We start from the raw sequence: 26072 nt of genomic DNA, 5'->3' as shown, positions 1-26072 counted from the left end.
GCGGCTCGGACCCTTCGGGCCTGGTTCCCCGCAGCGAATGTGCCCTATCCAACAGTTTCGCACTCCCTCGCGGCTACCCCCCGCATTGGCGGGGTCGAAGCAATGCGCCGCATAGGCTGTTCTTAAGCATGGAACAGACCGGATGGGCAGGCTATTCGAAATGGCGGCCTGAATTGAAACATCGTGACGAATCTGTAATTGCGGGAACGTTGCGGAGGGTTTTGAGCCTGAGCGGACGGGGGAGTGAATGGCGACGACAGGCGAAGAGCCGCACCAGTTCAGGCGACCATGCCTGCTTTCATCGGATACCGAGCGTGCGCAGATCGCGTATGAAAACCTCTTCGGTCAGCATGACTGGGCGCCACTGGAAGAGGCGGACAGCGCGGTCGTGCTCGGCGGCGACGGGTTCATGCTTCAGACGCTCCACGACATGCTTGATTCGGGCCGCGTCATCCCCGCCTTCGGGATGAATCTCGGTACGGTCGGCTTCCTGATGAATCGCTATACGCCGCGCATGGACGTGCTCGGCCGATTGAACAGGGCCAAACACAAGGCGATCGCGCCTTTGCGGATCGAGGCCGTGACGCAGAGCGGCGAGCGTCATTCGCTGTGCGCGATCAACGAGCTTTCGATCCTGCGCGAAACGCGCCAGACCGCAAAGATCGAGGTGACGGTGGGAAGCCGCGTAAGGATCCGGGAACTGGTCTGCGATGGCGTGCTGGTGGCGACGCCGGCGGGTTCGACCGCCTACAACCTCTCGGCCAATGGGCCGATCCTTCCGCTCGATAGCGAGGTGCTCGCGCTGACCCCGATCAGTCCATTCCGGCCGCGACGCTGGCGCGGTGCGATCCTGCCAGATCGCATGAAAATCATCCTCAAGGTGCTCGAACCCGTGAAGCGACCGGTCGCCGCAGTGGCCGACCAGAAGGAATTACGCGACATCGCCGAAGTCACGCTGGAGATCGCGCGGGACACCGAACTCGAATTGCTGTTCGATCCCGGCCAGTCGCTCGAGGAGCGGATCGTCTCCGAACAATTCGTCACCGCATGATGCGCAGCGTTCGGCCCAAGGCGGGATGCGCGGATCGCTGCGCAGAGGTGGGAATTCTCTCCTAAACCCTCTTGCAAATGGAAACGCGCGCCCATATACGCGCGGCTCGCTCCGGCAGACAGACCGGGGCTGCTCCCCGATAGCTCAGCGGTAGAGTAGGTGACTGTTAATCACTTGGTCGTTGGTTCGAATCCAACTCGGGGAGCCATTAATTCTGCCGCCCGCATCGCTCCGGCGAACGACCTCGACGGGACTGACAGACTTTCGATCAAATCGGTATAGGTTCGTGCTGGCGGAACATCGGCGGGAAGCGCCTCGATGTGTCCAGCGCCGCCTCTCGCGCAGAAAGCGGCAGGGCTGGTGTCCCCGACAGGATTCGAACCTGTGGCCTTCGGATTAGGAATCCGACGCTCTATCCGACTGAGCTACGGGGACACCGCGAGCGTCCCTTTAGCATTACCCGCTCGCCCGGCAATCCCCTCCGGCTGCCAGCGGGCGGGCAAGGTCAGTTGAGCTCTTCGGGCGGCGCCACCGGTAAGGGAAGCGGGGCAACCGGCACGCCTTCCTCGATAAGCGACTTCGCTTCCTCGAGGCTTGCCCGGCCGTGGATTGGGGCTTCGTCCCGCTCGCCGTAATGCATTGCGCGCGACTGTTCGGCGAAGCGGTCGCCCACCCAGGTGCTTTTCGCCAGAGCCCTTTGCTGCGCCTCGGCCAGAGCCCGTAGCGCCTTTTGCATTTCGGCCGGCACTTCGCGGTTCGCGACCGGCTGCGAATTGCCCGGCGATCCGGCCACGTCCGCACGCTCCAGAGTGAGGCTGCTGCCCTTCGCCGGGACCGAGGGCGCCATGGGTGCCTTGCCGATCTCGCCTGAGCCGCATTCGGGACAAACGACGAGGCCACGCTCGCGCTGATTATCGAAATCGGTGGAGGAACCGAACCACCCTTCGAACCGGTGGCCCGCCTGACAGCGTAGGTCGAATACGATCATGATGGCTGCAATTTGGGGATCTCGCGGCGGTTGGCAAGAGATGGGACCTGTGACCGCACCTCCGCGACGCGCGACAGGTCGATGTCGCAATAACCGATGCCGGGACCTTTGCTGCCCATGTCCAGCAGCACGTCGCCCCATGGGTCGATCACAAGGCTGTGGCCAAAGGTCGTGCGTCCGTCCTCATGTTCTCCGACCTGGGCTGCAGCGATGACGAAGGCGCTCGCCTCGATCGCCCGGGCGCGCTGAAGCACATGCCAGTGCGCCTTGCCCGTCGGCACCGTGAAAGCAGCGGGAATGGCGATGCAATCGCAGCGCATCCGGCCCAATTCCTCGAACAGGGCAGGAAAGCGAATGTCGTAGCAGATAGTGAGACCGAGCCGCCCGACCGGCGTCTCCTCGGCACAGGCAAGGCGTTCGCCGGGCTCGTAGGCATTGCTTTCACGCCAGCTTTCGCCGGTAGAAAGTTCGACGTCAAAAAGGTGCAGCTTGTCGTAGGAGATGGGCGCTGCCCCGCTTGCACTGAGATACAATGCGCGATTGAGCCACTTGCCCGAGGAATGCGCGAGCGGCATCGAACCAAGTGCGATATCGATCCCCGCCTTCCTTGCGAGATCGGCAAGGCGGGCCGGAAAATCGGCATAGCCAGCGGCTCCGATCGTTTGCGCAGCGCGGCGTCTGTCGCGGTCGAGAAGGAGCGCCATCTCCGGCGTGAAGAGGACGCGTGCGCCCTCTCCCGCAGCCTTACTGGCGGCATCTGCAATCGCCGCGAAATTGGCCTCGGGGTCAACGCCCGAACGCATCTGAAACAGCGCGATGCGCGTCACGCGCCCGCCTCTCCCGAAAGCAGCGGGTCAAGCCTGCCTGTACGCTCGAGCGCGGAAAGGTCATCGAAGCCGCCGACATGCACGGGGCCGATGAAGATTTGCGGGACCGTCCTTGCGAGCGGAGCGCGCTCCATCATTTCCTCGCGCTTCGGCCCACCCATCGTGATGTCGTATTCGTTGTAGGCTGCGCCCTTGGCGTCGAGCAATTGCTTGGCACGGACGCAGAACGGGCAAGCGAACTTCGTGTAGATGTCGATCTTGGGAGTGGTCATGCTGGCCTTTTCACTGGTGTCGGGAGGGTATGCGACGCGCGTCGATTGCGCGCCCTGCAAGCCCTCTTGAAAGCAATGTCGCCTCCCCTAACTAAGCCATGTTGCGGCCTTTCGCCAGTCTCGGGAAACCGGTCGCAGCAAGAACGATCGGGTGCTGCACGATGCAGGCCCGCCACATCAAATTGCTCAACCAAGAGGATTTGCAGATATGTCACGTCTTGATTTCACTCCCTATCGTCGAAGCACCGTGGGTTTCGATCGCCTGTTCGACCTTCTGGAACAGCAGGCCCGCCAGAGCTCGGGCGACAATTATCCTCCCTTCAACATCGCCCGGCGCGGTGAGGACGAATACCGCATCACGCTCGCCGTGGCCGGCTTCCGTCCGCAGGATCTCGACATTACCGCGCAGCAAAACCTGCTCATCGTACAGGGAAAGAAGCGCGAGGACGAAGATAACGGATCCGAGCTGATCCATGTCGGCATCGCCAATCGCGGATTCGAGCGTCGTTTCGAACTGGCCGACTATGTCCGCGTGCGCAGCGCCGACCTTGCCGACGGTCTGCTGACCATCGATCTCGTGCGCGAAGTGCCCGATGCGATGAAGCCCAAGAAGATCGCCGTTAATGGCGCGGCGACCCTTGCGGCCGTACCCGACGCTCGCGAACGCGAAGTCGACGGCAAGGACGCCGATGCTGCCTGATCGGCTTCGAACCCAACGGCCCCCGCGCGACCATTCTAGCGCGGGGCCGGTTTAAACCCGGACAAATGAATTGGGGGCGGATCGTAGTCGATCCGCCCCCGCGACCGTAAGCCGCCTCGGCCAGGCATTGTCCGTCCGGGTCGCAGAAGACGGACAAGCCCGGCACGAGCCTGTCGCAACGGGGTCCGTCATGACGCAATACCCCCCGATGCTAACCTGTAAGGCAAGACGACCAGTCTCACCCCCCGTTGAAGACGAACCTTTTCAAGAGCCCGCCCCTTATGAAAACCTGTAGGTCCGGGCGCGGAGTAATCCCGAAATCGGGAGGTTTGCAAGTTTATTTTCGCGCGCTTGTACAAACACGACAGATCATGAGGCTGCCATGCCCCACTACGGCACAATTTGCATCGTGTCGGTTGCGGAGGAGGCAACAGCATCGCCCGCTACAGTGCGAATGGAGAAATGAGCCTTCGCAGGATGGCCTGCGCGGTTAGCCGAGGTGGCTGACGATCACACGAGCCGAGACTGTTCGAGCGCAGCAGCGATGAAGCCGGCGAACAGCGGGTGGGGATCGAAGGGCTTCGATTTCAACTCAGGGTGGAACTGTACGCCCACGAACCACGGATGATCGGGCCGCTCGACGATTTCCGGCAGAAGCCCGTCGGGCGACATTCCCGCAAAGACCAGGCCCTGCTTTTCCAGCGGTTCGATATAGGCGCTGTTGACCTCGTAGCGATGCCTGTGGCGTTCCGAAATGCTGGTCGCGCCGCCATACATGGACGCAGTGTGGCTGTTCGCGGACAGCTTCGCCTCATAGGCGCCGAGGCGCATCGTGCCGCCGAGATCGCCGCCTTCCTCGCGTTGCTGGAGGCCCTCCTCGCTCATCCATTCAGTAATGATGCCGACAACCGGTTCCCTGGTCTCGCCGAATTCGGTCGAGGACGCCTCTGCGAAACCCGCCGCGCGCGCGCTTTCGATGCAGGCCATCTGCATACCGAGACAGATGCCGAAAAAAGGCACCTTGCGTTCACGCGCGAACCGGACGGACGCGATCTTGCCCTCGCTGCCGCGCTCGCCGAAACCGCCGGGCACGAGAATGCCGTGCATCGGTTCCAGCTGGCTCACGATCTCGCCTTCATCCTCGCCTTCGAAAATCTCGGCGTCGATCCACTTGATATTGACCTTGACCCGGTTGGCGAGCCCGCCGTGCACCAGCGCCTCGTTGAGGCTCTTATAGGCATCGGGCAGACCGACATATTTGCCGACCACGCCGATCGTCACCTCCCCTTCGGGATTGAAATAGCGGTCGGTGACGTCGTTCCACGCGGAAAGATCGGGCGGCGGTGCATCGGTGATGCCGAAACCGCGCAGAACCTCCGCATCGAGGCCCTCGGCGTGATATTGCAGCGGGACCGAATAGATCGAAGGCGCATCGAGCGCCGGAATCACCGCCTCGCGCCGCACGTTGCAGAAATTGGCAATTTTCTGGCGCTCTGCATCGGGAATCGGATGCTCGGCCCGGCATAGCAGCACATCGGGTTTTATCCCCAGCGAAGCGAGTTCCCGCACCGAATGCTGGGTCGGCTTGGTCTTCAACTCGCCCGCCGCCGCTATGTAGGGGACGAGCGTGACGTGGACCGAAAGGGTCTGGAGCGGTTCGAGTTCGTTTCGCAGCTGCCTGATCGCTTCCATGAAGGGCAGCGATTCGATGTCGCCCACCGTCCCGCCGATCTCGCACAGGATGAAGTCGTGCCCGTCCTGATCGGCCAGCGCGAACTGCTTGATCGCATCGGTCACGTGCGGGATCACCTGCACGGTGGCACCCAGATAATCGCCGCGCCGTTCACGCGCGATGATGTCGCGGTACACGCGCCCGCTCGTGATGTTGTCGCTCTGGCGCGCTGAGACCCCTGTGAAGCGTTCATAATGACCGAGATCGAGATCGGTCTCGGCCCCGTCGTCTGTGACGTAAACCTCGCCGTGCTGATACGGGCTCATCGTGCCCGGATCGACGTTCAGGTAGGGGTCGAACTTGCGGATGCGAACCTTGTAGCCGCGCGCCTGCAGGAGCGAGGCGAGACTTGCCGCCATGAGACCCTTGCCAAGCGATGAGACCACGCCGCCGGTGATGAAAATGAACCGCGCCATGGGATTGTGGCCTTAGTCGTCAGGTGTGATTCGGGGCAAGCGAATTGGCCGAGGCGTGCAGGACCATCCACAGGTTGAAGGTAAGCAGCGAAAAGCCGCTCGCATGCTGCAGCTGGAACAGCCGCCCGCCCAGCTTATCCGGCGAAATGACTATTCGGCGAGCGGCGCGTCATCCTCGAGCGGCGCAGCGCCGCTTTCCGCATCGGGCGCCGCAAGTGGTGCCTCGTCCGCTGCGGCCGGCGCATTCTCGCGCTCTCCCAGCAAGTCGTCCGCGCGGCTCGCGGGACCACCGCGTTCGAGGGTCGAGCTCACGTCGCTCACGCTCTGCGTTTCCACGGCAACCGCTGCAAGCGTGATCGAAAGCGCGACAAAGGCGACCGCCAGCCACTTGGTCGCCCGGGTCAGGAAATCGGCTGCACCGCGGGCACCCAGCGCGCCGCCAGGGCTTCCGCCGATGCCCAGACCGCCGCCCTCGCTGCGCTGCATGAGCACGACGCCGACTAGCGCGGCAGCAACGATGGCCTGGACGACGGTAAGGAATAGAAAAAGCGACATGTTGGGTTCTCAATTCGAATGTCAGATAGGCGTTGCGGCGTGCGCCCTGCGCCGGATCTCGCCAGCGCATTTAGGGATCGGGGAACGCTCCGGCAAGCGCGGATGCAACCGGCAGGCACGGCGACTCAGGCTTCGTCGGCCTCGGCAGCTGCAAGCGCGATGCCCATCAAGCTGTCCGCCGTAAGGCTCGCGCCGCCAACCAGCGCTCCGCCGACTTCGGCAGTGGACAGGATTTGCGAAGCGTTTTCCGGCTTCACCGAACCGCCGTAAAGAATGCGTATCTCCGGTCCTTCCTCCTCGCCGAACAGCTCGATCAGAAGAGCCCGGATTTCGCCATGCATTTCGGCAATATCCTCGACGGTCGCGGTGTTGCCGGTCCCGATCGCCCAGATCGGCTCATAGGCGATGGTGACGCGTTCCGATGCGTTCGCGGATCCGTTCGTAAGCACGGCGTGGTCGGCTGGCAGCGAAGCCTTGAGCTGCTCCTTTACGAAGGCAACCGCATCGCCGGCCGCGCGCGTTTCTTCGCTTTCGCCGCAGCAAAGGATGATGCGCAGGCCCGCGGAAAGCGCGGCCTCGGCCTTGGCGCGCACGATTTCATCGCTTTCGGCGTGATTCTGGCGACGCTCAGAATGGCCCAGGATCACGAACTTTGCCCCAGCATCGGCGACCATCGCGGCGGAAATGTCGCCCGTATGGGCGCCGCCGTCCTCGTGATGGCAATCCTGCGCGCCGACGCCGATCTGTTCGGCCTCGCGGTGGACCGGATGGATCAGCGTGTAGGGAGGCGCCAGCGCCACCTCGACTTTCATGTGGCGCTGAGCGGCACGGTCGATTGCGCGCGCTTCGGAAAGCATTGCGCGCGTACCGTGCATCTTCCAGTTTCCAACGATGTAGGGCCGCTGGGGCATGCGTTCATCCTGCGAATTTGAGATCGAATTATGATTGAAGTCTTCCCAGGCGGTTTAGGCGCGCGGGGCGAAGCCCGCTAGCCGACAATGGACCCTTAGTCAAAACCGGCGCTCACCTGTTGCCGCGAGGTCGCATGCCGGATAAAGGCCCAAACCGAACAGGCGCTCCGCCGATGAGCCGGCGCGCCGCTTCCAGCGGGACCGCCAGACACATGATTTCCTCGATCCGCCGTTTCTTCCAGTCCAAATTGGGCCTGCCGATCTTCATCGGCTTTCTCGTCATCGTCGCGCTCGCCTTCGCAGCGGCCGATATCACCGGTTCGACCTTCGGCGGGGTCGCGGGCGGCGACCGGATCGCGGTCGTTGGCGACGAACGTGTCCCGGCAAGCGAACTGGAAAGCACGGCACAATCCGCGCTCGCGCAGGTCCGTCAGCAGGACCCGACGATCGGAATGCCGGAATTCGTCGAACAGGGCCTGCTCGACGAGGTGCTGCGCCAGCTGTTCGACCAGTATGCAGTCGGCAATTACGCCGAGGACCTTGGCCTCAGGGCGGGTCGCAACCTCGTCAACAGCGATATCCTGCAGATTCCCGCATTCCGCAACGTCGCCGGCGAATTCGATGAGCAGGTCTACCAGCAGGCGCTGCGCGCTCAGGGCTTGAGCGACGAGATGCTGCGCGGGGATCTCAAGGACGGCCTGCTCCAGCAGATGCTGTTCAGGCCTGCCCTTGCCGCCCCCCAGCTGTCGGAACGCGCGGCGCGCCAATATGCCTCGCTCGTGCTCGAACGCCGCCGGGGCGCGATCGCGCTCATTCCAAGCGCCCTCTACGCGCCCGAAGGCGAACCGGAGGCGGGCGAGCTTGCAGCATACTACGAGGACAATCGCAGCCAGTTCCGGCGTCCCGAACGGCGGGTCATCCGCTTCGCGACCTTCGGAGCGGATACGGTCCTCGCCGACCTCGAGCCTACCGAGGAAGAGATAGCGGCTCGTTATGAAAGCAACCGCGAGGCCTTCAGTGCGCGCGAACGCCGGGCCATCACCTCATTCGTGGTGCCGACCGAGGAAGCGGCCCGATCGCTTGTCGAGCGCATTCGTGGCGGGCTCTCGCTCGAGGCGGCGGCCCAGCAGGCGGGATTCCAGGTCTCATCGAGCGATCTGCGCGACCGCGAAGCGATGGCGAACGCGACCAACTTCGCTTTCGCGGAAGCGGCCTTCGCGGCCGAAAAAGGCGGAATGGTCGAGCCTGCGCGCGGCATGCTGGGCTGGTATGTCGCGCGGATCGACGAGGTCGAGCAGATCCCCGCCCGCACCCTCTCCGAGGCAAGCGAGGAGATAACGCAGCAGATCCTGCAGGAGAAACGTGCGGCCGCGCTCGTCGACCTGTCTGCCAGGATCGAGGACGAGCTCTATGACGGCACTTCGCTTGCGGAGGTGGCCGAAGCTTTCGAACTCGAAGTGACCACCACCGCGCCTCTGCTTGCTAACGGCACTGTGTTCGGCGAGCCCGGCGCGGATGTCCCGCGCGAGGTCGGTCCCGTACTCGAGACCGCTTTCGAGATGGAGGAAAGCGAACCGCAGCTCGCCGCGCTCGGCTCGGCCGACCGCTTCATCATCTACGACGTGAGCGAGGTTATCCCCTCGGCCGCCCCGCCCCTTGCCGAGATCCGCGATCAGGTCACGGCCGCCTGGCGCCGCGCCGAGGGCAACGCCAAGGCCCGCGAGGTGGCTCGCCGCGTGCTCGAGAAGACCCGCGAGGGAACCGATTTCGCCGATGCGCTGCGAGCTGAGGAGGAGCCGCGCTTCCAGGTCCAGCCCGTCGAGCTTTCGCGGCGCGAACTGCTGGCCCAGCGCGGGCGCGGAATCGCACCGCCACTGGTGCTGCTGTTTTCGATGGCGCAGGGTTCCACCAAGCTGCTCGAAGCGCCGCAGGACATCGGCTGGTACCTCGTCGATCTCGAAGAAGTGGAAACCGGCGACATTGCCTCAGACGATCCCGTCATTGCCCAGACCCGCCAGCAATTCGCGCCCACGCTGGCCGAAGAATACCGTCGCCAATTGACCCGGGCGATCCGCGATGAAGTCGGGGTCGAGCGCAACGAAGATGCGATTGAAGCCGTCCGCAGGCGTCTTGCGGGCGAAAGCTGAACGAAGTCGAGGGGTCGCGCGTGACTGGGACGGAAGAAGGCTCTGCCCGCGTCGATGCCGGCTTGCCTGATGGTGCAGAAGAGGCAGCGCATGCGCTTAGATCGGGCGCCCCGGCACTGGTCTGGCGAAAGGTGGTTGCCGATTGCGACACGCCGGTAGGTGCCGCGCGCCGCCTGATCGAGGAAGGGCGAGGCGATTTCCTGCTCGAATCGGTCGAGGGCGGCGAAATCCGTGGGCGCTACAGCCTGCTTGGCCTCGATCCCGACCTCGTCTTTCGCAGCCATGCAGGTACAGCCCAGATCAATCGGCACTGGCGGCGCGACCGCAATGCCTTCGAGGCAATCCCGGGCAATCCGCTGGATCGGTTGCGCTCTCTCGCACAGGACTGCCGGATCGACGTGCCCGAGGCGCTGCCGCCCGCGCTTGCATGTCTCGTCGGCTATTTCGGCTACGAGACGATCGGGCTGGTCGAAAAACTTCCGCGCGCGGCGGAAAGTGAACTTGCCCTTCCCGACATGCTGTTCGTACGCCCGACGCTGATCTGCGTGTTCGACGGTCTCACCGACACTCTTTTCTGCGTCGCCCCGATCTGGGAGGCGGAGGCGCCGGATTTCGCCATTGCGCAGGCGGGCGAACGGATCGACGCGGCCCTCGCAGCGCTGGTCCGCCCTCGTCCCGCAGAATCGCGCGCGGCCCTTGGTACGGCGATGCCTGAACCGGTGTCGATTATGGCGGGGGATGACTACAAGGCGATGGTCGCGCGGGCCAAGGATTACATCCTCGCAGGAGACATCTTCCAGGTCGTGCTGGCGCAGCGGTTCACCTGTCCGTTCGCGCTGCCCCCGCTCGCGCTTTACCGCGCCCTGCGGCGGGTCAATCCTTCGCCATTCCTCTATTTCCTCGACCTGCCCGGCTTCGCCATTGTCGGCTCCAGCCCGGAAATCCTGGTTCGTGTGCGTGCCGACGCCAGCGGAAAGCGTGAGGTTACCATCCGCCCGATCGCCGGCACGCGGCCCCGGGGCGAAACACGCGCGAAGGATCTCGCGAACGAGGCGGAATTGCTCGCCGATCCGAAGGAATGCGCCGAACACCTCATGCTGCTCGACCTCGGCCGCAACGATGTCGGCCGGGTGGCGGCGCGCGGAAGCGTCACTGTAACGGACAGCTTCACGATCGAACGCTACAGCCATGTGATGCATATTGTCAGCAATGTCGTGGGCGAACTCGCCGAAGGGCGCGATGCGCTTGACGCGCTATTCGCAGGCTTTCCCGCAGGCACGGTCTCGGGCGCACCCAAGATTCGAGCCTGCGAGATCATCGCCCAACTCGAGCCCGAAACGCGCGGGGCCTATGCCGGAGGCGTCGGCTACTTCGCCCCGGACGGCTCGGTCGATTCGTGCATCGTTCTGCGTACCGCCGTGGTGAAGGACGGGACCATGCACGTACAGGCGGGGGCGGGGATCGTCGCGGATTCGGACCCCGATGCCGAACTTGCCGAGTGCCGCGCAAAAGCGGGTGCGCTGTTCGCCGCCGCGCGCGAAGCGGTGCGCGTTGCATCCGAGCCGGGATACGGCCAGTGACGCGTTTGTCTGCCCTTATTGCAGGCCTGCTGGCCCTCGCCGCCTGCGAACAGCAGCCCGCGGGCGAGCCCGTGGTCCGCAGCGAACTGGACGGACCGGGCAGTCAGCAAGGGCCGGAAATCGTCGAGGCCGAAGTACCGCAGGAGCCGGCCCGCGCTTCAGCCTGCACAGCCGTTACCTTCGAGGACGTGCCGCTCACCCATTGCATCGCTGATCCGAAACGCCACTCGATACGCACCGTGCTCGCGGCCGAAGGCGGCCAGCCTTACGGCTCGCTCGCCTCTTTCGCCGGGTCAGCGCAGGCCGAAACCATCGCCTTTGCCGTCACGGGCGGCGCATTCGGCGACGATCTGCGCGCGATCGGTTATTACGTCGAAGCCGGTGAGCGCGCTTCGGAACTGGCGCGCGGCGGAGGCGACGGCAATTTCTACATGAAGCCCAACGGCGTTTTCTTCGGCAGCGACGGCAGGTGGCGCGTGCTTGCAACTGACGCCTTTTTCGCGACCGTGCGAGACCGCCCGCAATTCGGCACACAGTCGGGACCAATGCTCGTCATCGACGGCAAACTCCATCCCGATTTCGAGGATGACGGTCCCTCCCGTGCCGTTCGCAACGGCGTCGGCATCGATCGCGAAGGGCGCGCCCATTTCGTGATCGCGGATGCACCGGTAAGCTTCGGGCGGATCGCACGCTTTTACCGGGATGAACTGAAGACTGAGCAGGCACTGCTTCTACTTTCGAACAATTCCGCGCTGTGGGACCCTGCGACCGGACGACTGGACAGCGGCCGCGCAGGACCGATCATCGTGGTGGAGACGAAACCATGACGCTGACCTACGAACGTACGCTCTATCCGGAAATCGAGCCCTACGAGACCGGTATGCTCGATGTCGGAGAGGGCCATTCGCTCTACTATGAACGTGTCGGCACACCTGGGGCCAAGCCGGCGGTTTTCCTCCATGGAGGACCGGGCGGAGGAATGAGCCCATCGCACCGCCGCCAATGGGATCCGGCGCTCTACGACGTGCTCCTGTTCGACCAGCGCGGCTGCGGCAGGTCGATGCCCTTTGCCGAAATCGAGAACAACGACACCCAGCGCATCGTCGCGGATATCGAACGCCTGCGCGAAATGTGCGGGCACGACAGCTGGCAGGTGTTCGGCGGCAGCTGGGGCGCAACGCTCGCCCTCGCCTATGCGCAGGCCCATCCGAACCGGGTCAGCGAGATCGTGCTGCGCGGCGTGTTCCTCGCCCGCCAGAAGGAAAAGAACTGGCTTTACCGCTACGGTGCGAGCGAGATCATGGCCGAGCAATGGGAACAGTTTACCGGTCTGATCCCGAAGGATGAGCGCGGCGACCTCGTGAAGGCCTATCATGATCGGCTGACCAGCGATGACGAGGAAACCCGCCTTGCCGCCGCACGTGAGTGGTCGCTTTGGGAAGGGACGGTCGCAACGCTGCTTCCCAACGAGGCGCTGCTGGAGGAATTCGCCGACCCATCGAAGGCGGTGCCCTTTGCCCGTATCTGCGCGCGATTCTTCCTCAACGACTTCTATCTGGAGGAAGGTCAGCTGCTGGCGAACATGGACCGCGTCCGGGACATTCCCGGCATCATCGTCCAGGGCCGCCACGACATCTGCACTCCGCCGACCAGCGCGTGGGAGGTCAAGAAGGCATGGCCGGGCGCCGATCTGTGGATCGTCCACGATGCCGGCCATTCCTCGGGCGAGCCGGGTATCATCGACGGACTCGTGCGTGCGACAGACAAGCTGGCAGGAAAGCAGCCATGACCACGCCCGACATCCTAGTCATCGACAATTACGACAGCTTCACCTTCAATCTAGTCCATTACCTGATGGAACTGGGCGCCGACGTGCGCGTGGAACGCAATGATGCGATCTCGGCGAGCGAGGCGCTGGCTACAGGTGCAAAGGGGTTCCTGATCTCGCCCGGGCCCTGCACCCCCGACGACGCAGGGGTAAGCCTCGATCTCGTCGCCGCCTGCGCGGACGCGAACGTACCCTTGCTCGGCGTCTGTCTCGGCCATCAGGCGATCGGACAGCATTTCGGCGGACGAGTCGTGCGCGGCGGGCTGATGCACGGCAAGACCAGTCCGGTAACTCATGACGCCAGCGGCGTGTTCGCTGGCCTCCCCTCTCCGTTCATAGCGACGCGCTATCACAGCCTGGAGGTTGTGGATGCGCCGGCCGTCCTCATCGCCAACGCCCATGCAGAAACGCCGGGCGGCGACCATGCATCGGTCATGGGCTTTCGCCATTCCGAATTGCCGATCCACGGGGTCCAGTTCCATCCCGAAAGCATCGCGACCGAGCACGGCCATGCCCTGCTTGCCAATTTCGCGAGGATCTGCGGAATCGAGGCGACCTTGCCGGAGCGGATCGCCTCATGAGCCTGCTGCCCGACATTTCCAGACCTCTTTCGGAGAACGAGGCCGAAACCGCTTTCGGTATCCTGCTGGACGGCAAGCCATCGGAAGACGAAATCGAGAGCTTCCTGATCGGACTCACCGAACGCGGCGAGACGTCAAACGAGATTGCGGGTGCCGCCCGGGCGCTGCGTGCGCGTCTGATCCCGATCGATGCGCCCGATGACGCGATCGACGTCTGCGGCACGGGCGGCGACGGGCACCACACGCTCAATGTATCGACCGCTGTCAGCCTGGTGGTCGCAGCCTGCGGCGTGCCGGTGGCCAAGCACGGCAACCGTGCGGCTTCATCCAAGGCGGGCGCGGCAGATACGCTCGAAGCTCTTGGCCTCGACATGGATGCAGCCGGACGCACGGCCGAAAAAACGCTGGCCGAACTCGGCATCTGCTTCCTCTTCGCAAAGAACCACCATCCCGCAATGGGACGCATTCAGCCCATCCGCAGAAAGATCGGGCGGCGAACGATCTTCAACCTGATGGGTCCGTTGTCCAATCCCGCGCGGGTCTCTAGCCAGCTGATCGGCATCGCCCGTCCGGCCTATGTTCCGATCTATGCGGGCGCGATGGCCAAGCTCGGCACGGGCCGTTCTCTGATCGTATCGGGTGATGAAGGTCTCGACGAGCTGTCCCTTGCCGGCGGAAACGAGGTCGCGGTCGTGACCGGGCACAATTTCGAGATGCAGCGTGCCGCGCCCGAGGATGCAGGCCTCCCCCGCACGCCGATCGAGGCGATCCGCGGCGACGATGCCATGCACAACGCGGCGGCCTTGAAGGCGCTCCTCATGGGCGCGCCCGGCCCATACCGCGACGCGGTGCTGTTCAACGCAGCCGGAGCCCTGCGCGTCGCAAAGCGCGGTCAGGATTGGCACGAGCGGGTCGCAATCGCTGCCGAAGCGCTTGATTCGGGCGCGGCGCATGGCCTGCTCGATCGCTGGATCGCCATGGCAGTGTGAAGTTTCCTCGGGCCTGAGAAACGCGATCGACACACGATTTTCCAAGCGCCTCTCGACTTCGCGGGGCGCGAACGGCAAAGGCTTCCTGCATGAACAAGCTCGAGGAAATCTGCGCGGCCAAGCGCGAGATCGTTGCAGCTCGCAAGAATGCGATCGCGCTTTCCGAACTCGAAACGGCCGCCTCGCGCGCCGCGCCGCCGCGCGGTTTCGAGACCGCCCTGCGAGAAGCGAGCGCCACGGGCTTCGGGCTCATCGCCGAGATCAAGCGCGCCAGCCCGTCCAAGGGCCTCATACGCGAGGATTTCAGGCCGGGCGACCATGCCCGCGACTACGAAGCGGGCGGCGCAGCCTGTCTCTCGGTCCTTACCGACGCGCCCTATTTCCAGGGCCATGAGGATTATCTCGTCGCTGCCCGGAGCGCCTCCGCGCTGCCGGTTCTGCGCAAGGATTTCATGGTCGATCCGTGGCAATGCATCGAGGCGCGCGCGATCGGGGCGGATGCAGTGCTGGTGATAGTCGCCGCGCTCGAGGACGGGCAGATGTCGCAAATCGAAGCCGCAGCTCTGGATCTCGGCATGGATGTGCTGGTCGAAGTGCACGACGAGCGCGAGTTGGAACGCGCGGCGAAGCATCTGAAATCGCGTCTCATCGGCGTCAACAATCGCGACCTGCGCAGTTTCGAGACCTCGCTCGCGGTGACCGAACGCCTCGCCCCGCTCGCGCCGCAGGATGCGCTGATCGTCGGCGAGAGCGGGATTGCCACCGCAGCTGATTGCGAACGGCTTGCCAGATCAGGTGTGCGCTGCTTTCTCGTGGGTGAAAGCCTGATGCGCGCGAGCGATATCGCCGCCGCCACACGCGAACTGCTCAGGGCCTGACACTTCCCCAAAAGCGCCACTGTTCCGGCTCGCCGCTTCGTGGCATTTTTCCATCCCTATCGCCTGATGCGATCGGGAGCGCTTGCTGCAAGCCGACGAGGGGAGCCGAAGATATGAGCGAAAACTCAAGCCGTCTCACGCATCTGGGAGATGACGGCGCAGCGCGGATGGTCGATGTGGGGGGCAAGCAGTCAAGCAATCGGGTCGCGGTGGCATCGGGCCGCATCGCGATGTCTGCTCAAGCTCTTGCAGCGATACGCGGGGGCGAGGCGCCCAAGGGCGATGTCCTCGCGGCCGCGCGCATCGCAGGCATCATGGCAGCCAAGCGCACGGGCGAGTTGATCCCGCTTTGCCACCCCCTTGCCCTCGATGCGATGACGGTCGAGTTCGACTTCGAGGAAAACGCGATCCGCGCTACCGGTACCGCTTCGCTGACCGGCAGGACCGGGGTCGAGATGGAAGCGATGGTCGCGGTCTCGGTCGCTTTGCTGACGATCTACGACATGGCGAAATCGATCGACAAGGCGATGGTCATTGGCGAGGTCCGCCTGCTCGAGAAGCAGGGCGGCAAGAGCGGCCACTGGCGTGCACCCGGGAGCGATTGATGAACGGCCCGCTTGCCCTGGAGGAAGCGCAGGAACGATTGCTTGCACTCGCTCCACCCGTTCGCATCGAGGAGGTGTCTGTCGACCAAGCGCACGGGCGAGTGCTCGCCGTCGACCTCCGGGCCGCGCGCACGCAGCCTCCGGCCGACCTTTCCGCGATGGATGGATATGCGCTGAGCGCCGACGCCGACGCTCACAGCGACAGCGGCAGCGGACCGTGGCGAATTGTCGGCGAGAGCCGCGCCGGGGTGCCGTTCGGCGGCGCGCTCGGCCCCGGAGAAGCGGTCCGCATCTCCACCGGTGCCCACATGCCCGAGGGTGCCGACCGGGTTCTGCTGCAGGAGGATGCGAGCGTTGAGGAGGCAACCTTGCGGGCCGGGGAAATTCCGCCGCCGGGACGTCATGTGAGGAAACGCGGCTTCGATTTTGAGGAAGGCGCGCAGGTGCTCTCGGCAGGCTCCATGCTCGGCCCGGCGCAGATCGCGCTCGCGATCGCCGCCGGCCATGCGAGTTGCATGGTCGCCGCCGTGCCGCGCATCGCGGTGCTCGACAGCGGAGACGAATTGGTGCGAGATCCAACGCGATGCGGGCCGGGCCAGATACCTGCCTCGAACGGCCCGATGCTCGCCGCACAGCTCGCTCCCCTCGGCGTGCGCGCGGCCCGGCTCGGTCCCGTCGCCGATGATATGGAAGCGCTCGCCCGGGCGCTGTCGCAGGCCGAGCAAGCCGATATCCTCGTTACCAGCGGCGGCGCCTCAGTCGGCGATCACGACCTACTTCAGGACGCTCTGAAACGCTGGGGGGCTGACATCGCATTCTGGAAGGTGGCGATCAAGCCGGGCAAGCCGCTGCTTGTCGCAACCCGTGACCGCCCGGATGCACCGCCGCAAGTGATCGTCGGGCTTCCCGGCAATCCCGTTTCGAGCTTCGTCACAGCGTTCCTGTTCGTCCTACCGCTGGTTCGCGCTGCGATGGGCGCTGCCGAGCCGCTGCCGCATTCCCTTTCGGTCCGCACGAGGGAAGACCTTCCGCCCGGCGGCAAACGCCGCGAATTCCTGCGCGCCGTCATGGAAGGGCAGCAGGTCCGGCGCTGCGCTACTCAGGATTCAAGCGCACTCATGGCTCTCGCCGGAGCGGATTGCCTGATCGACCGCCCCGCCGGGGCCGATCCGGTCGAGGCCGGAGAGGAAGTGTCGGTCTGGTCACTGCGAACCGGCTGAAAAGTCCAACTCTTGCGCGGTCAAGCGTCTTGACTTGCATTGCCGAGTTTCCTATTCGTTCCGCATTCGTTCACCTTTTCGGTGGCGAAAGCACGCGCAACGCACCAGTCAATCGGTGCCTCTTGCAGTTGCGTCTTTTCAGCATCCGCACCCATTGCGGATGCACCCGTGGGAGAATCCGCATGCTGACCGCAAAGCAGCACGAACTGATCCGCTTTATCCAGCAGAGGCTGGAAGAAACCGGCGTTTCGCCCAGTTTCGAGGAGATGAAGGAAGCGCTGGACCTCAAGAGCAAGTCGGGGGTTCACCGCCTGATTTCAGCGCTTGAGGAACGCGGCTTCATCCGCCGGTTGCCCAACCGTGCGCGCGCACTTGAAGTGATCCGACAGCCCGAAGATGCCGTGCCCGCCTCGCGCGGCGCTGCCGGGCTCGATGCGGCGAACGATGCAGTGGCCTCGGTTTCGCGCACGCTGCGCGACGCTCCGGAACCTGCCAATGACGTGATCGAGATCCCGCTCCATGGCCGGATCGCCGCGGGCGCCCCGATCGAGGCACTCGAGGGGCAGAACTCGCTCCCCGTACCCGCGGCCCTGCTCGGTCCGGGTGAACACTACGCGCTTGAAGTATCCGGCGATTCGATGATCGAGGCCGGCATCTTCGACGGCGATTTCGCGCTCGTAAAGCGAACCGACACGGCACGTGACGGGGAGATCGTGGTGGCGCTGGTGCGCGGCGAGGAAGCGACGTTGAAATACCTCCACAAGGATGGCGGGGCAGTCCGGCTCGATCCGGCCAATGCTGCATATGCACCGCAAGTCTACCGGTCCGAGGAAGTGCAGGTCCAGGGCAGGCTTGCCGGGTTGCTGCGACGCTATCACTAGGACCGGGAACTCCTGACACGGTGACATGGCGGTTTGCTGTTGCCCGCCAGAAGTCCCGCTGCTTCGTGAATGGCCGTGTTGGCAGGTGGCCAATCGGTCCCTGTTTCATGCAGCGTCCGCGTGCCGATTGTCGAAATCGGCACGCGGCTCTTCTTTGAAGCCTGCTTTGGGCGCCGGGAGCAAGGTGGTCAATCGCGCTCGCCGCGCCACCATCCGTGTTGGCCCTGCCCTTCGGCGACGCTCGTCATGCGGCCCTCATCAAGGTCGAGCGCAAGGCCGCCGCTTCGCAAAAGCAGCTTGCGGTCCGCCTTGAGCCAGGCGGGACGGCAGGAGCGTGGCAGAAACCTGTCGGCCACAACGATATCGGCCTGTGCGCAGGCCGCGGCGAGCCTGCGCTCCTCGATCCGGTCGCGATTGCGGGCCATCATGAGAGTCCAGGTCCGCCCGCCGCGCTCGATCCCGATCACGCAGAACGACCGGGAACATCGCGCGCCGGGCCACTCGGCAAGGGGGATCGGTTCGGCGGTGACGCTGGCGAGTTCAAGCAGGTTGTCGCGGCTGTAGGACGAGCGGGTATCCCGTAGGGAAAGCAGTCGGCGTTCCCCTTCCGGCGTTACCATGGTGATGCCGACATGACGGCCTTCGCGGCCGATGAGGATGTCCGGAATGGGGGTCGCGATCAGCATGACAGTGGCGAGCGCAGCAGGCGCGAGGCCCAGCAGCCGCGCCCGCCCGGTCCACAATGCGAGCCACAAGCCGCCGGCGGTGAAAAGTGCGATCGTCAGCCCGTCCATCTGCGGCATCAGCTTGACAGCGCCGGGCTGGCTTGCGGTGAAATGGGCAATGGCGAGGAGAAGGTCGAGCGATGCCTCCACCAGGTACCAGACTGGCGCTCCGAGACCGGCGAGATCGAGCAGGAGCGCCAGCGCGATCAGAGGCATCGATACGAATGTAACGAGCGGGATGGCGATCACATTGGCGATTGCGCCGTACAATCCTGCCCTGTGGAAATGATAGAGGACGATCGGCATCAGTGCGATTTCGATCACCAGGCCGGTGATGAACAGCATCGCGACGCGCCTTCCGGTGTGCTGCCACCATGGCTCCTCGCGCGGGGCGAGGAAGGCCCTTATCGGCTGCGAAGTGTGTAAGGCGACGATTGCGAGCACGGCGCAGAAGCTCATCTGGAAACTCGGTCCGATTACGCTCTCAGGCCACAGCAGCATGACGACGAGAGCGGCCGCGGCGACCATTCGCAGCGAAAGCGCATCGCGGCCCATTGCCAGCGCGATCAGGACCAGCAATGCGGCGACACAGCTTCGCACGGTGGGAACCTGGGCCCCCGTCAGCAAGGTGTAGGCGACGCCGGCCAGCGCGCCTGCACCTGCTGCAAGGACCGGCAGGCGGGCGCGCAGGGCTATCGCCGGAAACAGCGCGAGCAGCTTCAGCGCGGCGAGATAGGCGGCTGCGATCACCGCGCTGACATGCAACCCGCTGATGGTGTCGCGCGACAATCAGGATGAGAAAGCGCGACAATCAAGATGAGAATCCGGTGTGGGGGAACCGGCGCAGGGCGTAGCCCGTAGCCGGTTCCCCCACACCGGGGCGCCCTTTGCTGGGCTGCCGAGATGATCGCGGTGTCAGGTATGGTTGGGTTTTCCTTCTGCGGAGGACCTGCCGTGTGCCTGGCCGTCACATAACCGATCATCAGATGAGGCTGTTCATGACATTGAGGAAAGATCACTCGGTAGCGCAGGCTGCGGTGAAGGCCGGGATGAGTCCCGCGACGGGCTATCGGCTGTTGCAGGATCCGCAGCGGCCGTTGCAGACGAAAGCGCCGCGCGGGCGGCGGCGTCCCGATCCGCTGGCAGGATACTTTGACGAGGAGGTCGTGCCGTTGCTGGAAGCAGCGCCCGGGCTTCGTCCGATCGCGATCTTCGAGGAGCTGCGCCGCCGGCATGGCAGCCTGCCGTTTGCGCGCCGGACGCTCGAGCGACGGATCAGGGCCTGGCGTGCGCTGCATGGGCCCGAACGCGAGGTCATCTTCCGGCAGTTGCATGAGCCTGGCAGACTTGGCCTGTCGGACTTTACCGATATGGGCGATTTTGATGTCACGGTCGCCGGCGTGCCGCTTGAGCACATGCTCTATCACTTCCGGCTGACCTATGGCGGGTTCGAGCACTGCCATGTGATCCTGGGCGGCGAGAGCTTTGTTGCCTTGGCCGAGGGGCTGCAGAATGCCTTGTGGTCAGCGGGCGGCGCACCGCGGCTTCACCGGACGGACAGCCTGTCGGCGGCGTTCCGCAATCTTGCTGCTGATGCCCGGGCTGATCTGACCACGCGATATGATGCGCTGTGCCAGCATTACGGGATGGAGCCGACCCGCAACAACACAGGGGTGGCCCATGAGAACGGTTCGATCGAGAGCTCTCATGGCCATATCAAGGCTGCGGTGAGGGATGCCTTGCTGCTGAGGGGAAGCAGCGACTTTGCCGATCTGGCGGCGTATCGCTGCTTCATCGATGAGGTCGTGACCGCGCGCAACCGGCGTCATGCTCCCTCGATCGATGCCGAGCGCCGCACCTTGCAGCCGCTGCCTGACACGCGCACGAGTGATTACGAGGAGGTGCTGGTCGCGGTCACCTCATCGGGCGGCTTCACCTTGCGCAAGGTGTTCTACACCGTGCCCTCGCGGCTGATCGGACACAAGCTGCGCGCGCGGCTTTACGATGACCGGATCGACCTGTTCCTGGGCGGCACCCAGCTGATGACCCTGGTGCGCGGCCGCGCTGGCGACAATGGCAAGCATGGTCATATCGTCGATTACCGGCATGTGATCCACTCGCTCAGGCGCAAGCCGATGGCGCTCATGGGGCTGGTCTATCGCGACAGCCTGTTCCCCCGCGAAGCCTACCGGCGGATGTTCGAGCATCTGCTGGAGCAAGAAGGCGAGCGCTCGGCTTGCAGGATCACCGTTGATCTGCTGGCCATGGCGCACGAGCGGGCCTGCGAGGCTGAACTTGCCGGACTGCTCGAAGCCGATCTTGCCGCGCGACGATGCCCTGACATCGGCGCCCTGCGAAGCCGGTTCTCCCCCGATCCCGCTCAGCTGCCCGCGGTCACGGTCAAGCTCGGCGGGCTTGCATCCTATGACAGCCTGATCGGATGGGGAGAGGCGGCATGAGCACAGGTCCGATGATCGATGCCCAGCGCCTCAGCCTGATGCTGAACGAGCTGCGCTTGCCGGCAATCAAGCATATCTGGGGCGACTTTGCCGCGCGCGCAGACAAGGAAGGCTGGCCTGCGGCCCGGCTTCTGGCCGCGCTCGCCGAGCATGAGATCGCCGAACGGGATCGGCGGCGGACCGAGCGGCATCTGGCCGAAGCCAAGCTCCCTGCCGGAAAGACCCTCGATACCTTCGCGTTCGATGCCGTGCCAATGGTCTCCAAGGCGCAGGTCATGGCGATGTGCGCCGGCGACGGATGGCTCGAGCAGGGTGCCAACCTCATCCTGTTCGGCCCTCCTGGTGGCGGCAAGACCCATCTGGCCGCTGCCATCGGCCTCGCGCTGGTCGAGAATGGTTGGCGCGTCCTGTTCACGCGCACGTCCGATCTGGTGCAGCGGCTCCAGATCGCCCGGCGCGAACTGGCGCTCGAATCCGCGCTGGCAAAGCTCGACAAGTATCATCTGCTGGTGCTCGACGACTTCGCTTACGTCAGCCGGGACCAGGCCGAAACCTCGGTCCTGTTCGAACTGATCAGCGCCCGCTACGAACGTCGCTCGCTGCTGATCACCGCCAACCAGCCCTTCGGCGACTGGAACAGTGTCTTCCCGGATCCGGCCATGACGCTCGCCGCGGTGGATCGTCTGGTCCATCACGCAACAATCTTCGAGATGAACGTCGAAAGCTACCGGCGACGAACCGCCGAAGCGCGTCGCTCAGGCCCAGGCCGACCAGCGACCTACACGACGCCCAAGGTCCTCGAAGCCGTCCGCGACAATCAGGACGACAAATAGCCCTTGCCAGCGACAATCAGAATGCGCACAAACTGTCGCGCCGCGACAATCAACTTCTCATCCTGATCGTCGCGCAACTCTCACCTTGAATGTCGCGCTACATGATGGACAGGAGGTGCGTGAGGCCGGCATCGCGCATGGCTTCGTCGTCGGTCTTTGCGATCGCCCCGCGATCGCCGCTGGCGAATGCAGCGGCAATGGTGCCTGCCGATCCATCCACCCGCGCCCGCACATGCCGGGAAAGCCCACGCTGCACGGGGGCTATGCCCAGATCGCGCGCAGCAGGCTATACGATCTCGAGATCCCCGATCAGCCTTCCGGTCGCAGCGAGGCCCCGAAACCAGGCGGTGCGGGCGAAATCGTAGGCCCCGGGCAGCATCGGGCTGGCCGGAGGCATGAGCCGAACCCGCATTCGCACCACCGCCCCTTCCGCGGCGGCCCCCTCGCCCGCTTCGGCCCCCGCTTCTGCGAGCGCATCGAGCGGGACGTTGACGCGGATCTTGCGGCTCTCGCCTGTGGCGGCATCGCGGACCGCCAGGGTCAGGCGGACCCGCTCGTCGGAGGGCTGGTCCTCGCGATCGAGGACATAACCCTGCACGCGCTCGATCAGCGGGCGTTCGATCGGCTCGGCCCCGATGATTTCCGAGCGGGCCCAGATCACGGTCATGCCTGCGGCAAAGACGATGCCGAGCGCGATCATGGCGCGGCGCAGATGACCTCTCTCGTCGGCAATTGCCGATCCGCTCGGCCAGATCGCCAGCGCCGCAAGGGCAACGAGCAGGCTTGAACCGATGGCGGCGATCCATTGCCAGGGCCCAGGCAACGAGAACCAGGTGAGAATGCCGCAGGCAAAGGCCACCGCAAGCCACGGCGCACGGTCGAAACCGGCCTCCGCCAGGAACCTTTCGGCCTGCGAAAGGGCTATTCCGAACCATCCTGCGTTGCCACCGGTGCTGGACAAGCCGGGATGCGTTTGCCAAGGGCGCGCGGGAGAGTTTCCGGCGGCAGCCACGGCAGCATCGCTGCCATCGGCACCGTCCCCAATCGGTATGATCGGCGTGTTGCCCATCGGCCACCTCCCCCCAGGGTCCAGGCCAGTCGGATGACGCCGTATTGAAAAGGAATTCGGACCCCATGGCAAGCGAAAGCATCGCGCCCGTCATTACCCGCTTCGCCCCGTCGCCGACCGGCTTCCTCCATATCGGCGGTGCCCGTACCGCGCTGTTCAACTGGCTTTATGCGCGCCATCATGGTGGCAAGGCCCTGCTCAGGATCGAGGACACCGACAAGAAGCGCTCGACGCAGGAGGCGATCGACAAGATCCTGGAGGGTCTCGAATGGCTGGGCCTCGACTATGATGAGGAGCCCGTATTCCAGTCCGAGCGGGCCGAGCGTCATGCCGAGGTGGCACTCAAGCTGCTTGAGGCCGGCCATGCCTACAAGTGCTTCGCCACGCCCGAGGAACTTGAGGAAATGCGCGCCGAACAGCGCGCGCAGAAGAAGCCGATGCGCTACGACGGCCGCTGGCGCGACCGCGACCCTTCGGAGGCCCCGCAGGGTGCGCCCTACACGATCCGTCTCAAGACCCCGATCGCTGGTGTCATGACGATCGAGGACAAGGTCCAGGGCCGCGTCTCGGTCGCCAACGAGGAGATCGACGACTACATCATCCTGCGCGCCGACGGGACGCCGACCTACATGCTCGCCGTGGTGGTCGACGACCACGACATGGGCGTCACCCATGTCATCCGCGGCGACGACCATCTCAACAACGCCTTTCGCCAGCTGCCGATCTATGGCGCGATGCAGGAAATCGAGGGCGGCTGGGAGGATCCGGTCTATGCCCACATCCCGCTGATCCACGGGTCCGACGGAGCGAAGATGTCGAAGCGCCACGGCGCAGTCGGGGTGGCGAGTTATCGCGACGAACTCGGCATCCTACCCGATGCGATGTTCAACTACCTGCTGCGGCTCGGCTGGGGGTACGGCGACCGCGAGGAAATCAGCCGCGCCGAAGCGATCGAGCTGTTCGACCTGTCCGGTGTCGGCAAGAGTCCTTCGCGCTTCGACCTCAAGAAGCTGGAGAATCTCAACGGACATTACATCCGCGAGGCAGACGATGCGATGCTGGCCGATCTGGTCCTGCCGCGCCTGCCCGAAGGCGCTGACCGGGCGCTGCTCGTCGAGGCCATGTCAGTCCTTAAAGTGCGTGCGAGGAACCTGAACGAAATATCTGAAGGTGCAGGGTTTCTCTTCGCCACCCGGCCGCTTGAGATGACGGAGAAAGCGTCAAGCCTTCTGGATGATGAGGCACGTGCGCGGCTTGCACTGGTTTCCCGTGCTTTGGCGCAGGAAAATCACTGGACAAGCGAGGCTCTCGAAGCCACTACGAAGGCGCTTGCGGAGGAACTGGGATTGGGCCTCGGCAAGCTTGCGCAACCGATGCGCGCCGCACTCACCGGGACGACGACCTCGCCCGGTATTTTCGATGTTCTGGTCCTCTTGGGACGGGAAGAAGCCCTTGCACGGCTCGACGCGCAGGCGGCCTGACAGTCGCCGCAGCGCGAAGGCGCGAAGGGGCAAAGGATAGAGCAGGAGACACATCTTGGCAGACAAGCACGCGACACTCGAGCTTGGCGGCGAAACCCACGAATTTCCCGTCCTCAGCGGCAGCACCGGACCGGATGTCGTCGACATCCGCAAGCTGTACGGGTCGACCGGCCATTTCACCTTCGATCCGGGCTACAAGTCGACCGCCAGCTGCGAAAGCGCACTGACCTACATTGACGGCAATGAAGGCGTTCTGCTGCACCGCGGGTATCCGATCGGCCAGCTGGCCGAACATTCCTCCTTCATGGAGGTCGCCTATCTCCTGCTGAACGGCGAGCTTCCGAGCAGTGAGGAATTCGACGACTTCAATTACACCATCACCCGTCACACGATGCTGCACGAGCAGCTGCGCCAGTTCTACCAGGGCTTCCGCCGCGACGCGCACCCGATGGCGATCATGTGCGGCGTCGTCGGCGCGCTGTCGGCGTTCTACCATGACAGCACGGACATCTCGGACCCCGAGCACCGCAAGATCTCATCGCACCGCCTGATCGCCAAGATGCCGACGATCGCTGCGATGGCCTACAAGTACGCCGTCGGCCAGCCCTTCATGCAGCCGGACAACAACCTCAGCTATACCGGCAACTTCCTGCGCATGACCTTCGGCGTTCCGGCCGAGGAATACGAGGTCATTCCGGCGGTGGAAAAGGCGATGGACCGGATCTTCATCCTCCATGCCGACCATGAACAGAACGCCTCGACCTCGACCGTGCGTCTCGCCGGTTCGTCGGGCGCGAACCCGTTCGCCTGCATCGCCGCCGGCATCGCCTGCCTGTGGGGTCCGGCGCATGGCGGCGCGAACGAAGCCGCGCTCAACATGCTGCGCGAGATCGGTACGCCGGACAAGATCCCGCACTATATCGAGCGCGCCAAGGACAAGAACGACCCGTTCCGCCTGATGGGCTTCGGTCACCGCGTCTACAAGAATTACGACCCGCGCGCGACCGTCATGCAGAAGACCGTGCGCGAAGTGTTCGAGGCGCTGAACGTGCAAGACCCCGTGTTCGAAACCGCGCTCCGGCTCGAGGAAATCGCTCTCAGCGACGACTACTTCAAGGAAAAGAAGCTGTTCCCGAACGTGGACTTTTATTCCGGTATCATCCTGTCGGCGATCGGTTTCCCGACCACCAGGTTTACCGCGCTCTTCGCCCTCGCTCGCACGGTTGGCTGGGTCGCACAGTGGAACGAGATGATTTCCGATCCCGCCCAGGTTATCGGCCGCCCGCGCCAGCTGTACACCGGCCCGACAGAGCGCGATTACGTGCCACTCGACAAGCGCTAGGC

The 26072-nt window shown here is 64.4% G+C and carries 24 protein-coding genes and 2 tRNA genes; 17 read left to right on the top strand and 9 right to left on the bottom strand.

Features of this window, described 5'->3' with window-relative positions; all coding sequences use genetic code 11:
• Positions 1-247: 247 nt before the first annotated feature.
• Both Ga0102493_RS07500 and Ga0102493_RS07495 read left to right on the top strand, forming a co-directional pair.
• Positions 248-1051: an NAD kinase gene (locus tag Ga0102493_RS07500; protein WP_034901589.1), complete on the top strand. Its 804-nt coding sequence runs from the start codon at positions 248-250 to the stop codon at positions 1049-1051.
• Between the two features lie 133 nt (positions 1052-1184).
• Positions 1185-1259, top strand: a tRNA-Asn gene (locus tag Ga0102493_RS07495).
• A 150-nt stretch (positions 1260-1409) separates the two neighbouring features.
• Here Ga0102493_RS07495 and Ga0102493_RS07490 read toward each other — a convergent pair.
• From Ga0102493_RS07490 to grxC, 4 genes are all read right to left on the bottom strand, one after another.
• Positions 1410-1486, bottom strand: a tRNA-Arg gene (locus Ga0102493_RS07490).
• A gap of 70 nt (positions 1487-1556) precedes the next feature.
• On the bottom strand, positions 1557-2039 hold the full coding sequence (locus Ga0102493_RS07485) for a DUF1178 family protein (RefSeq protein WP_034901592.1): 483 nt from the start codon (positions 2037-2039) through the stop codon (positions 1557-1559).
• A complete protein-coding gene (locus tag Ga0102493_RS07480; RefSeq protein WP_034901595.1) occupies positions 2036-2866 on the bottom strand; it encodes a carbon-nitrogen hydrolase family protein in 831 nt (276 codons plus the stop codon). Before Ga0102493_RS07480 ends, Ga0102493_RS07485 begins: the two co-directional genes overlap by 4 nt.
• Entirely contained in the window at positions 2863-3138 is a 276-nt protein-coding gene (gene grxC, locus Ga0102493_RS07475; RefSeq protein ID WP_034901935.1) for a glutaredoxin 3, read from the bottom strand. The genes Ga0102493_RS07480 and grxC overlap by 4 nt, the downstream gene beginning before the upstream one ends.
• Before the next feature lie 208 nt (positions 3139-3346).
• On the opposite strand from grxC, the gene Ga0102493_RS07470 reads away from it, so the two are divergent.
• Entirely contained in the window at positions 3347-3838 is a 492-nt protein-coding gene (locus tag Ga0102493_RS07470; protein WP_034901599.1) for an Hsp20 family protein, read from the top strand.
• Between the two features lie 510 nt (positions 3839-4348).
• Here the strand turns inward: Ga0102493_RS07470 and Ga0102493_RS07465 are convergent.
• From Ga0102493_RS07465 to tpiA, 3 genes are all read right to left on the bottom strand, one after another.
• Entirely contained in the window at positions 4349-5986 is a 1638-nt protein-coding gene (locus Ga0102493_RS07465) for a CTP synthase (protein WP_034901601.1), read from the bottom strand.
• 150 nt (positions 5987-6136) lie between these two features.
• On the bottom strand, positions 6137-6541 hold the full coding sequence (gene secG, locus Ga0102493_RS07460; protein WP_034901604.1) for a preprotein translocase subunit SecG: 405 nt from the start codon (positions 6539-6541) through the stop codon (positions 6137-6139).
• A 125-nt stretch (positions 6542-6666) separates the two neighbouring features.
• Positions 6667-7452 (bottom strand): triose-phosphate isomerase, encoded by a 786-nt coding sequence (gene tpiA / locus Ga0102493_RS07455; protein ID WP_034901607.1) that lies wholly within the window; start codon positions 7450-7452, stop codon positions 6667-6669.
• A 173-nt stretch (positions 7453-7625) separates the two neighbouring features.
• Here tpiA and Ga0102493_RS07450 point away from each other — a divergent pair, with 173 nt between their 5' ends.
• The 10 genes from Ga0102493_RS07450 to lexA all read left to right on the top strand — a co-directional run bounded on the left by Ga0102493_RS07450 (position 7626) and on the right by lexA (position 18161).
• On the top strand, positions 7626-9599 hold the full coding sequence (locus Ga0102493_RS07450; RefSeq protein WP_236922326.1) for a peptidylprolyl isomerase: 1974 nt from the start codon (positions 7626-7628) through the stop codon (positions 9597-9599).
• Positions 9600-9661: 62 nt separating this feature from the next.
• The gene (trpE, locus tag Ga0102493_RS07445) at positions 9662-11179 is read left to right on the top strand and encodes an anthranilate synthase component I (RefSeq protein WP_034901936.1); all 1518 of its coding nucleotides are present in this window, start codon (positions 9662-9664) and stop codon (positions 11177-11179) included.
• On the top strand, positions 11176-12006 hold the full coding sequence (locus Ga0102493_RS07440; protein WP_034901613.1) for a phosphodiester glycosidase family protein: 831 nt from the start codon (positions 11176-11178) through the stop codon (positions 12004-12006). Before trpE ends, Ga0102493_RS07440 begins: the two co-directional genes overlap by 4 nt.
• On the top strand, positions 12003-12968 hold the full coding sequence (pip, locus tag Ga0102493_RS07435) for a prolyl aminopeptidase (protein ID WP_034901616.1): 966 nt from the start codon (positions 12003-12005) through the stop codon (positions 12966-12968). The genes Ga0102493_RS07440 and pip overlap by 4 nt, the downstream gene beginning before the upstream one ends.
• Positions 12965-13588, top strand: coding sequence for an anthranilate synthase component II (locus tag Ga0102493_RS07430; protein ID WP_034901618.1), 624 nt, complete (start codon positions 12965-12967; stop codon positions 13586-13588). Before pip ends, Ga0102493_RS07430 begins: the two co-directional genes overlap by 4 nt.
• Positions 13585-14577, top strand: a complete 993-nt coding sequence (trpD, locus tag Ga0102493_RS07425; RefSeq protein ID WP_034901621.1) for an anthranilate phosphoribosyltransferase — start codon at positions 13585-13587, stop codon at positions 14575-14577. Before Ga0102493_RS07430 ends, trpD begins: the two co-directional genes overlap by 4 nt.
• 89 nt (positions 14578-14666) lie before the next feature.
• Entirely contained in the window at positions 14667-15455 is a 789-nt protein-coding gene (gene trpC / locus Ga0102493_RS07420; RefSeq protein ID WP_034901624.1) for an indole-3-glycerol phosphate synthase TrpC, read from the top strand.
• A 113-nt stretch (positions 15456-15568) separates the two neighbouring features.
• Entirely contained in the window at positions 15569-16060 is a 492-nt protein-coding gene (moaC, locus tag Ga0102493_RS07415) for a cyclic pyranopterin monophosphate synthase MoaC (RefSeq protein WP_034901627.1), read from the top strand.
• A complete protein-coding gene (locus tag Ga0102493_RS07410; RefSeq protein WP_034901629.1) occupies positions 16060-17280 on the top strand; it encodes a molybdopterin molybdotransferase MoeA in 1221 nt (406 codons plus the stop codon). Before moaC ends, Ga0102493_RS07410 begins: the two co-directional genes overlap by 1 nt.
• Before the next feature lie 182 nt (positions 17281-17462).
• Positions 17463-18161, top strand: coding sequence for a transcriptional repressor LexA (lexA, locus tag Ga0102493_RS07405; protein ID WP_034901632.1), 699 nt, complete (start codon positions 17463-17465; stop codon positions 18159-18161).
• A 188-nt stretch (positions 18162-18349) separates the two neighbouring features.
• On the opposite strand, the gene Ga0102493_RS07400 is transcribed toward lexA, so the two are convergent.
• Positions 18350-19675: a ComEC/Rec2 family competence protein gene (locus tag Ga0102493_RS07400; RefSeq protein WP_081845546.1), complete on the bottom strand. Its 1326-nt coding sequence runs from the start codon at positions 19673-19675 to the stop codon at positions 18350-18352.
• Between the two features lie 167 nt (positions 19676-19842).
• On the opposite strand from Ga0102493_RS07400, the gene istA reads away from it, so the two are divergent.
• Both istA and istB read left to right on the top strand, forming a co-directional pair.
• A complete protein-coding gene (istA, locus tag Ga0102493_RS07395) occupies positions 19843-21345 on the top strand; it encodes an IS21 family transposase (protein ID WP_034901634.1) in 1503 nt (500 codons plus the stop codon).
• Positions 21342-22178 carry an IS21-like element helper ATPase IstB gene (gene istB, locus Ga0102493_RS07390; RefSeq protein WP_034901636.1) on the top strand — a complete coding sequence of 279 codons (837 nt, stop codon included), beginning with the start codon at positions 21342-21344 and terminating at the stop codon, positions 22176-22178. Before istA ends, istB begins: the two co-directional genes overlap by 4 nt.
• Positions 22179-22464: 286 nt before the next feature.
• On the opposite strand, the gene Ga0102493_RS07385 is transcribed toward istB, so the two are convergent.
• Positions 22465-23139, bottom strand: coding sequence for a DUF4131 domain-containing protein (locus Ga0102493_RS07385; protein WP_069297484.1), 675 nt, complete (start codon positions 23137-23139; stop codon positions 22465-22467).
• A gap of 173 nt (positions 23140-23312) precedes the next feature.
• On the opposite strand from Ga0102493_RS07385, the gene gltX reads away from it, so the two are divergent.
• Both gltX and Ga0102493_RS07375 read left to right on the top strand, forming a co-directional pair.
• Entirely contained in the window at positions 23313-24728 is a 1416-nt protein-coding gene (gltX, locus tag Ga0102493_RS07380) for a glutamate--tRNA ligase (protein WP_034904631.1), read from the top strand.
• A 55-nt stretch (positions 24729-24783) separates the two neighbouring features.
• Positions 24784-26070 carry a citrate synthase gene (locus tag Ga0102493_RS07375; protein WP_069297483.1) on the top strand — a complete coding sequence of 429 codons (1287 nt, stop codon included), beginning with the start codon at positions 24784-24786 and terminating at the stop codon, positions 26068-26070.
• Positions 26071-26072: the final 2 nt, after the last annotated feature.

Source organism: Erythrobacter litoralis (assembly GCF_001719165.1).
GTDB classification, from domain to species: Bacteria; Pseudomonadota; Alphaproteobacteria; order Sphingomonadales; family Sphingomonadaceae; genus Erythrobacter; species Erythrobacter litoralis.
This window is presented reverse-complemented; position numbering and strand designations above follow the sequence as displayed.